The sequence below is a fragment of the Mycobacterium sp. NGS40 genome (genome assembly GCF_059812735.1).
This window is the reverse complement of sequence record NZ_JCALDG010000057.1, coordinates 1-8,686: the sequence shown is the minus strand read 5'-3', so window position 1 is coordinate 8,686 and position 8,686 is coordinate 1. Positions and strand designations below refer to the sequence as shown.

General features: G+C 63.0%; 8 protein-coding genes and 3 pseudogenes. 5 read left to right on the top strand and 6 right to left on the bottom strand.

Translation table 11 applies throughout. The features are described from left to right. The gene (locus AC5Y5O_RS31465) at positions 1–735 is read left to right on the top strand and encodes an IclR family transcriptional regulator (protein WP_317729018.1); all 735 of its coding nucleotides are present in this window, start codon (positions 1–3) and stop codon (positions 733–735) included. A 267-nt stretch (positions 736–1,002) separates the two neighbouring features. Here AC5Y5O_RS31465 and AC5Y5O_RS31460 read toward each other — a convergent pair. The 4 genes and pseudogenes from AC5Y5O_RS31460 to AC5Y5O_RS31445 all read right to left on the bottom strand — a co-directional run. Next, positions 1,003–2,064: pseudogene (locus AC5Y5O_RS31460) on the bottom strand (ISL3 family transposase); the annotation flags it as partial. Between the two features lie 126 nt (positions 2,065–2,190). Then, entirely contained in the window at positions 2,191–2,613 is a 423-nt protein-coding gene (locus AC5Y5O_RS31455; protein ID WP_156525812.1) for a hypothetical protein, read from the bottom strand. Further along, complete coding sequence (locus AC5Y5O_RS31450) at positions 2,610–2,828, bottom strand: hypothetical protein (RefSeq protein WP_047040755.1); 219 nt, start codon at positions 2,826–2,828, stop codon at positions 2,610–2,612. Before AC5Y5O_RS31450 ends, AC5Y5O_RS31455 begins: the two co-directional genes overlap by 4 nt. A gap of 94 nt (positions 2,829–2,922) precedes the next feature. Then, positions 2,923–3,300, bottom strand: coding sequence for a hypothetical protein (locus AC5Y5O_RS31445; protein ID WP_047040757.1), 378 nt, complete (start codon positions 3,298–3,300; stop codon positions 2,923–2,925). A 161-nt stretch (positions 3,301–3,461) separates the two neighbouring features. Between AC5Y5O_RS31445 and AC5Y5O_RS31440 the strand changes: the two genes are divergently transcribed. Then, a complete protein-coding gene (locus AC5Y5O_RS31440; protein ID WP_047040760.1) occupies positions 3,462–3,752 on the top strand; it encodes a transposase in 291 nt (96 codons plus the stop codon). A gap of 5 nt (positions 3,753–3,757) precedes the next feature. Continuing rightward, positions 3,758–4,642 carry an IS3 family transposase gene (locus AC5Y5O_RS31435; protein WP_082901982.1) on the top strand — a complete coding sequence of 295 codons (885 nt, stop codon included), beginning with the start codon at positions 3,758–3,760 and terminating at the stop codon, positions 4,640–4,642. 523 nt (positions 4,643–5,165) lie between these two features. Here AC5Y5O_RS31435 and AC5Y5O_RS31430 read toward each other — a convergent pair. After that, positions 5,166–5,492 (bottom strand): annotated as a pseudogene (locus AC5Y5O_RS31430) (transposase); the annotation flags it as partial. Between the two features lie 77 nt (positions 5,493–5,569). On the opposite strand from AC5Y5O_RS31430, the pseudogene AC5Y5O_RS31425 reads away from it, so the two are divergent. Then, a pseudogene (locus tag AC5Y5O_RS31425) lies at positions 5,570–5,719 on the top strand (IS1634 family transposase); the annotation flags it as partial. A 586-nt stretch (positions 5,720–6,305) separates the two neighbouring features. On the opposite strand, the gene AC5Y5O_RS31420 reads toward AC5Y5O_RS31425, so the two are convergent. Further along, entirely contained in the window at positions 6,306–7,217 is a 912-nt protein-coding gene (locus tag AC5Y5O_RS31420; protein ID WP_157894438.1) for an alpha/beta fold hydrolase, read from the bottom strand. Positions 7,218–7,929: 712 nt separating this feature from the next. Between AC5Y5O_RS31420 and AC5Y5O_RS31415 the strand changes: the two genes are divergently transcribed. After that, a partial coding sequence (locus tag AC5Y5O_RS31415) for an MFS transporter (RefSeq protein ID WP_139361186.1) occupies positions 7,930–8,686 on the top strand: 757 nt, incomplete at its 3' end.

Sequence of the window (8,686 nt, the reverse complement as noted above, 5' to 3'; positions counted from 1 at the left end):
ATCGAGTCTGTTGATAACGCCCTGCGGCTGCTCCTGCTGTTCGAAACCCAGCCCAGCATCAGGCTGACCGATGCCAGCACTTACTTGGGCGTGGCGTCGTCGACGGCGCACCGGCTGATGGGCATGCTTCTCTACCGTGGCTTCGTTCGGCAGAACCCGGCGACCCGGGCCTACGAACCTGGGCAGGCGCTGAGCTCGATTGCCTTTGCGATCAGACGGCAGGTGGACATCCGGACACTGGCCCGGCCGGTCCTCGAGCGGATCTTCGAACAAACGGGAGAAACCGTCCACTTCGCCAGGCTTGAGAGGACTGACGTCCAATTCATCGACGCCATCGAAAGCAGGCGAGCGGTCCGCGTCGGTTCCCGCCAGGGCCTCACCTTGCCAGCAAACTGCACTGCGACTGGTAAAGCGATGCTGAGCCTCCTCGGTGAGAAGCAGCTGCGGAATCTGTACCCAGGGCAGGAACTCCCCAAGCTGACTACCAACTCAATTACCTCCAGGTCGGACCTTGAAAGGGAGCTCGACGAAATCCGGCACAGGGGTTACGCAAATAGCCGCGAAGAGAGCGAAGACGGGGTGACATCGGTCGCCGCCGCGGTTGCCGGCCCAAGCGGCACTGTCTACGGAATCAACGTATCTGTGCCGGCCCACCGCATGTCGGAGGAGCTTCGCAGCGACCTCGGGGGCATGCTCCGGGCAGCCGCAGAAGAACTCCAGGGGCGCCTGGTCTAGAAGACTTAAAGCGGCTTCGCGTTTAGGCATGGTTGGTCTGTTTGTTCCGGTAGGGGCGGTGGCCGCCGGCGGCCAGTAGGCATCTGAGTCTGTAGTTGGTGAAGTTGCGGAAGCCGCGGGCGATTCGGCGGGTGGTTTCGATGACGCCATTGAATCGCTTCGGTGGGTCCGTTGGAAGCGCCGTGGGTGTCGAAGTAGGCTAGGATCGCTGTCTTCCATTGAGTGTCCGCCCGAGTCGGGCGACTTCCGGGATGGGGAGGTCGGGAATGATGTGATTACTTCGTTGACGAGTTCCCGGCCCCGCTCCGGGCGGGCGTGGTAGATGTTGCGGAGCTTCTGGTAGCACTGCCAGGCCAGGGTGACTTCGTGGCCGTGATCCCCGGCGCTGAGCTTAGCATCGAGCCGGGCGGCTTGTTTGTCGGTGAGGTGTTCGGCGCCGATCTGCAGGGTTCGACGGATTCCGTAGAGCGGGTCGCCCTTGCGGCCGCGGTGTCCCAGGGTGTCCTGCTGGACCCGGCGGCGGACCTCGTCGATCATGGCCGAGCCGAGCTTCACGACATGGAACGCGTTCAGAACGGCGATGGCTTCGGGCAGCTCGTCACGGATCGCGTTCGCGTAGCCGCGGAACGGATCCAGCGCGGCGGTCTTGATCCCGGCAGTGAACCCTGCGCCGCGTTCTTTGAGCCAGTCCGCATAGGCCTTCCCCGACCGGCCCGGAACCAGGTCAAGCAACCTGGCGTGCACCACCCCCGCGGGGTCGCGGGTGTGGTCCACGATCCCGGTGACCATGCCGGTTCCGGGCGGGCCGGTGTGGGACCAGACATGCTCATCGACCCCGAGCGCATCTACCCCGGTCAGCCGGCCGGTCGATGCGATCCGCCGGGTGGCTTCGATCCTGACCGCGTCCCAGACGGTGTGCCAGGAGACGCCGAGCTGATGGGCCAAGGCGGAGACCGAGGTGTCGAAATGCTGGAGCGCATCGGTCGCCCACCCGGCGGCCCTGGCGGTGAGCTTCGCCCGTGGTCCTGCCAGCGGGTGCTCCTCTGTGAACGTCGTTCTCGGGCAGTCCGGGTCCGGGCACCGCCAGACACGTTTGGCCCACAGCAGCCGCACCGGGCGGCCGAAACAGGGAATGTCATGGAGACGGACCTGGCGGCGTCCATGCCCGACCGCGATGACGCCGCAGTCGGCGCAGCCGGTGACGTTCTCCCCGGTTTCGACGCCCAGAAGCAGGCCGGTACCGGTTGCCGTGACGGAGCTGACGCGGACGCCCTCGACACCGAGCAGCGCATCCGCGCGCGTGCACCAGCGGCCACCGGAACACGACATAGAGTTATTCATGTCAGGGTCTCTTTTGGGTATTGGTTGCTTGGTCGCGACCAATTCAAAGAGGCCCTGACCTCTTTCCTGCCGCACCACGCCGCAGCTGCATGCGGCCACGCCCTGCCCCCGGCGTCAGACGGCCCTCACCCTGCTCATCGTCGAAGGCCCAAGGCGACCGGCTTCCCGGCGAACGCGGCCGCAGGCGCCGGACTCCTCCGGCCGCCAGATTGTGTGCACGCCAACGTCGAGCAACTTCCGCTCACCGACGTCCGTGATGACCCAGACAAATCCGTGTTCCGGAAACGTCATGTCAACCCGCCCGTACCACAATGCCCCGGTTTCATGATCCCTCACAGCGATGCGGTGCCCGCGGGCCAGGGACAGGAAGACTTCGATTTCGCATTCTGTCAGCGACTCTTTCAACCCATTCCTCCCCGGCGCTGCGCCGAGAGCCGCCGTACGCAGGGAACAGCCGGCCTGGCGGGCGGCGGGGCAGACCATGCTAAAAACGCTGCCAGCCGGCGCGCCGGAGAGATCGCTCTGCTGTCCGTTCATCGCAGCCCGCTCCCCCACCTTTCGAGTGTCACACCGCGTGGAACGTCGCTGTCCAGGCGCGCTTCATAGCGGCCCGGGGCGAGGCGGGCCACCGAGATGCCGACGTGTTCAGCCATCGCCGCCGGCTTCAGCAGATCCACCGCTTCATCCAGGGCGGCGTCCAGTTCTTTTCGGGTGTGAACGGCGACGACGAGACAACCGGGTGCTGCGTGCATGGTCAAATCCTTAATCTGAGGGCGGTGATCAGTACTTTGGGACACGCCAAATGTCCCTGGGACGGAACGGAGGAGCGGCAGCCCGCCGGCATGATCAAGCCAGGGCCCAAATCCCGGCGGCCCCGGCGGAACCTAGGGGACCAAGGCTTCCGGCAGAAGAAGGGGCAGGACCGTGGAACGCTGCAGAACGGCGGCGGTTTACCTCCGACAGTCCCATGATGGTGGCTTCAACATCTTCCAGGGATTGCTGAATCCAGGCGAGGGCGGCCAGGTCATCGGAACTGTGGGCCGCGTCGATTGATGACGCCTCTAGGAGCGCAGCCCGGCGGCTGATCCTGCCGGAAAGTTCGAGGATCAACGGCGGAATCATGGCCAGGGATTCACCCCGCGTTAGGTGCGCGAAGGCTTCTTTTCCAGCGCCACGGTGGGTGACGGCGACCGTGAGGGCCAGATCTGAGGAGTTTGTGGTCATGGGTCTGTCCTTCAGGTTGTTCAAAGTCCTGGTCTTTTCGGAGTGCTTCCGGTACGACGGAAGGGGAGTCTCGGGTGGTTCGTCCCGCCGCAGATCGTCCGCGCCGCAGGCACACTGAGGTGTACTACTGATGTGAGACACAGTTTGAAAGGATTGTGCTCATGTCTGCTCGACCTACCTATTCCGATGAGTTCAAGGCTGATGCCGTTGAGCTCGTGGTTTCATCTGGCCGTTCGCCGGCTTCTGTCGCTCCGGAGCTCGGCATTTCCGTCACCGCGTTGAAACGCTGGGTGCGGGTGTCCCGTGAGGGGCAACCAGGCGGTGGGGGGAAACCGGATGATCCGGTGGATCCTGCGAAATACAAGGCGTTGGAAGCACGGATGCGTGAGCTGGAGAGGGAGAACGATTTCCTGAAAAAAGTTTCGGCGTTCTTCGCCAAAGAACAACGGTAGAGGACTTGTACCGAGTTGTTCAGGAGAAGAACGCCGACTTCCCGGTGGCCTGGATGTGCCGCCAGCTTGGTCTCCCACGGGCGACGTATTACCGGCGGCTGGACGCCGGCGACACCCCGACTGCGCTGCGCCGCCGGGAACTGACGGATCAGGTGAAGACCGTCTTCGATTCCTCCGACGGGATCTTCGGGCACCGCATGGTCCATGCGAAACTTGCCGCCGCCGGCATCGAGGTTTCGGTGGGCACTGTCGCGGGGATCATGGCCGAAAACGGGTGGGCGGCAAAGCGGATGAGAGCGTTCAAGCGCACCACGATCGCCTCGGATCCGGATAAAGTCTTCGAGGACCTCATCGGCCGGGACTTCACTGCAGAAGCCCCTGGAACGCGTCTGGTGGGCGATATTACCTACCTGCGCACCGGCGAAGGGTGGCTGTATTTGGCCACTGTCATTGACCTGTGCACCCGCATGGTCGTCGGCTGGGCCATGGCTGAGCACATGCGCGCCTCGTTGGTTACCGGAGCCCTGACGATGGCCAGGGACAGCGGCCACCTGAGCCCCAACGCCATTTTTCACAGCGACCACGGAACGCAGTACACCTCCCGGGAAATGGGCGCCTGGTGCGCAGGAAACAAGATCCGCCAATCCATGGGCGCCACCGGGGTGTGCTGGGACAATGCAGTCGCAGAATCGCTGTTCTCATCCCTGAAAAACGAGTTCTACCATCACCACAGCTTCACCACCCGCCAGGACGCCAGACGGGCGACCATGCGCTACATCGAAGTGTTCTACAACCGCTGGCGCCCTCACACCAACAACGAGGGTCTGCCGCCCGCGACAGCAATGGCCAACTTCACAACCAGAAACCAGCCGCTTCCCGCTGCTGCCTGACCGAAAAGAAACTACCCGACTGTCTCACATCCTTGACACACCTCACACCGTCCGCCACCGGAATGGGCCTGCGGCACGGACGGTCTGCGGCTCTACAAGCCCGGGCGCACCTCCCGATCGACGCAGCCAAATACGAAACGGCAGCTTTCAAGGCCGCGTTCTCCACGGCCCGGTCTTTGGTTTCAACAACACCGACCGTCAGTGCCCCTGCCCGGCCGAGACATCAACCATGCTTAACTGCGAAGGGCCCTTAAAGCGACCCCGTACTGCTCCGGCAGTACTTTCCAAAGGGCACGGACCTGAACGTGTGGAGTTAGACCAGCTCGATGACGTCTGCGACGGACTCAACGACAGGCCCCGAGCATGTCTCAACGACCGCTCGCCACGGGCAGCCATGCAACGATTAGGACACCGGATGCAAACACATCTAATTCGCAACGTTCACTAGAAACCGCCCCGTATATCGGGGGCTGATCCTCGGCGCCAACGCAGCACGGGACCTTCGCAGCAGGGCCTATCGGCACCCCTCCCGGTCCCGCGGAACGTCGATCTGCACCGGGCCTGTCGTCTCCGTCAGCACGGTCTGGGACCGCGTTCCGTTGCGCGAGTTGGCAGTATCCTTCGCCGCCGTGTCGTGCCGTTCATAACCGAGGTGCTCGGTCAGTTCCTCGTCCAGGGCGGTTTCGATGACGGTCTTGGTCAGCTGCTTGAGCAGTCCGTCAGGACCGGCCAGGGACAGCCCCTGCTCCCTCGCCATCCTGACCAGCTCGCGGGCAGCCTCGGCCTCGGATTTCTCTGTCAGTTCGTCAACGGTTTTCGTACTCGGCACAGCCTCAAGTGTTGCGGCCATATCGGGCTCCTTCCCGCCAGGCTTGCCGCCCCGGCGTGTCGAGCCGGATACACCGTTAATTCCCCAGTCCCTGCCCGGGCAGCACGCCGCTGAAGAAGGCGAGGTTCCTGAAGGTCACCGGCGCCGAGAAGATGTCCGCAGCAGCGGTGATCGGCGCGTATCACGACCTGTGGCAGGTTGAGGCGTCCTTCCGCATGACCAAGTCCGATCTGAAGGCCCGGCCAGTGTGAGCCCCGCCCGGCACCGATCTCAGACCCAGAACCGGCCGCAGCCGAGGGCTTCCACGATGGGGACCGCTTCTTCCTCCGCCCCCTCTGGCGGGGCCAGCCAGTGGCCCGTGGAAGGGGGAGCGGAATCAGGGGTAGAATCCACCCCGCGGGAGGACCGCCATGCCCCAATGCGGGCCGCCCTGCGGCTGTCGCCCGCCGAAGGATCCCGCGCTTGTGCGTCATCCGGCGCCTGCGCCGGGCCGGCCCGGCGCGCTGAGCGCAACCGGCACACCAGCCCGGGCAACAATTCCCTCAACCGGGTTCGTCCGGGGAGGACGGAGCCACGGGCGCCGCGATCTCTTTCACGGGCACATCACGCCCAGCCGAAAACCGCCGCTGTCTTCGGCCCCTCTCCCAGAGCCCACCGTGGTCGCCGGAAACCGGACACGAACAGGGGGGCCACTTCAAGAGATACAGGCCAGTTTGTCCGCGATCGCGGTGTTCGACTCGCACGCCGAAGCCAGCAGCACGATCTGGGCGCGCTGCGCCAATCCGGCACGGACTCGAAGACCCCGTCAAGCGGGATAGTTCCCCAGGATCACCATCAACGACGCGTCGCATAGCTGGCGCTGCGACGGCCTGCGTAGTCCGCCAGGATTCGAACGAAGTCCTCGGTTCGCTCCGCGAAGACGTTGTGGCCCGCGGTTCCCAGGATGTGCAGGCTCGTGGTCTCCGAGACGAGGGCGAGCTTCTGGTAGAAGGCGATGCCCAGGTCAACCGGCGCCGAGCGATCGTCGCGGCCCCAGACGACTTCGACGGGAATATTGACCTCGCCGGCGAAGAGGCGAGCGCGGATGTCGTCCTTCGCCGCCTGAAGACTCGGCTCCCAGTATTTCTTCTCAACCATCGGGTAGGTCTTGAGGGCGTTCTGGTGGTTCTCCTTGACGTACTTAGCGGCGGCCGCATTGATTTGTTCCTGCGGCACCGGGGTCACGTACAGCGCACGGAAGTAGGCTCCGCAGATCTCCTCCGGAGACGCGTCCGCCGGAAGCGAACGCGTGATCGCGTCGTAGAACTCAACGTCGCGGAACTTAGCGTCGGTGCCAGCGAGCGTCGCGCTCGACACGATGAAGAGACCTTTGGTCGACTCCGGCATGTCAAGAGCGAGCTTGCTCGCCAGCAGGCCACCGCGCGAGTGCCCGACCAGAATCATGTCCTCGAGTCCCAGAGCGTCGATGAAGCCCCTGGCGTGCTTGACCACCGCATCGAACGTCCACTCGGCATGCGTCGGCGCGAGGTCAGTCTCTCCCTGCCCCAGCTTGTCGAAGGTCACGACGCGGAAGCCCTTGTCGACCAGAGGAGCGATGACGGGAGCCCAACCATCCCCGCCGCCCGGCATGCTCATACCCGAGTGGCCACCGTGGATCAGGAGGATGACCGGACCCTCGCCCTGATCGATATAGCGCGTCCTGATTCCGCCGACGGATATGTAGTTCACGGACAGGTCTGTGTTCAACTCAAGCCTCCTGATCAAAGCAACTGGCTCGCCTATGGGGCGAGTATCTGCCATTTCTGTCACACGGAGAAGCCTTCTGTCAAGAGGGATCCGTGATTCAACGCCGGTGACAAGTTGAACGCCCGCGATCGCCGTCGACATCCCGGTCGTCGGTTGACGCTCGTTGTGCGCCAGCTGCTGATGGGGCCCGCCGAGCCCATCCCGATTGGTACGCCTTGGTTGACGTGAATACACGCCGATACAACAGCAACCACAACCGGCTGGCTGCCAGGCGCCATACCAACATCCGTGCGCCTACTCGACATTGGCTCTCCACGGCTCCACTGGGCCGCCTGGCCAGCGTCAACGCGATCGAGTAGGCGGGCGACCGCCACGAGCTGCGAAGCCCGGATTGAGCGGAACCATTGACGAACGACGAGCGAGTGGATAGCACCCATCAGAGTCACTCTCTGCCTAACAGAGGGCAGTGGCCCACAGGCCATCATGCTCCAACTGGAATGCAGCGCCAGGTCAATCTCCCCCAGGAAGAGAGATTGACCTTCGACGTGAAAATGCTCTCGAGCGAGACAAAAAGCTTCTGCGACGCGACATGCCGTCGCGTGTTCGACACAACTTCGCTTCAAGTGGTCGGATGCATCAGTGATCGCGAATTAGACACATGGAGAAGTTCGACATTCTCACCCTCCGCCTATTAGAGAAGGAAGACTGACCAATGAAACAAACACTGTCCAAATTCGAGTCTGAGTCGGTACGTACCCACTCTCGCCGTGCCGCCATCGCCGCCGCAGCCGGTAATGTCTTGGAGGGTTATGACATCGGGATTTATGGCTATTCGGCGGTTATCCTCGCCAAGCTCTTCTTTTCTGACAACGGAACCGGCGCGTTGATCTTAACCTTTGCCGTCTTCGCCTCCGGCTACCTCACGAAGCCACTGGGCGCCGTGCTGTTTGGCCACATTGGAGACCGTTACGGCCGGCGCTTGGCTCTCGTTACTTCAGTCCTGCTCATCGGTATTTGCACGGTACTTATTGGTGTGCTGCCAACCCAGGCCTCCATCGGAATTTCTGCGCCTATCCTACTTACAATTCTCCGCCTGCTCCAGGGCATCGCAGCTGGAGGCGAATCATCTGGCTCGGCCATCTTTATGGTTGAGTCGGCCCCGCCCGCGCACCGCGGCCTCTACGGAAGCTGGCAGCAGGTAAGTACAGCTGGAGGTCTATTGCTTAGCTCGGGAGCGATTGGTGTCCTGTCAGCCGTATTCACTCAGGAAGAAATTTTCGTTTGGGCATGGAGGATCCCCTTCCTTCTCGCCATATTCACAACTCTCGGAGCCCTGTGGCTGCGCCTCGGAGTCGAGGAGACCCCCACGTTTGAGGCACTCGAAAAGAGTGATGCAGTTGTGCACAACCCATTGATGGTTAGCATCAAAAAATTCTGGAGAGAGATAGTCGTGACCATCGGGGTCGCGA

Coding starts and splice junctions, on each gene's coding strand:
- AC5Y5O_RS31455 (WP_156525812.1), bottom strand. CDS start 2,613: ATGAACGGACAGCAGAGCGATCTCTCCGGCGCGCCGGCTGGCAGCGTT.
- AC5Y5O_RS31450 (WP_047040755.1), bottom strand. CDS start 2,828: ATGCACGCAGCACCCGGTTGTCTCGTCGTCGCCGTTCACACCCGAAAA.
- AC5Y5O_RS31445 (WP_047040757.1), bottom strand. CDS start 3,300: ATGACCACAAACTCCTCAGATCTGGCCCTCACGGTCGCCGTCACCCAC.
- AC5Y5O_RS31440 (WP_047040760.1), top strand. CDS start 3,462: ATGTCTGCTCGACCTACCTATTCCGATGAGTTCAAGGCTGATGCCGTT.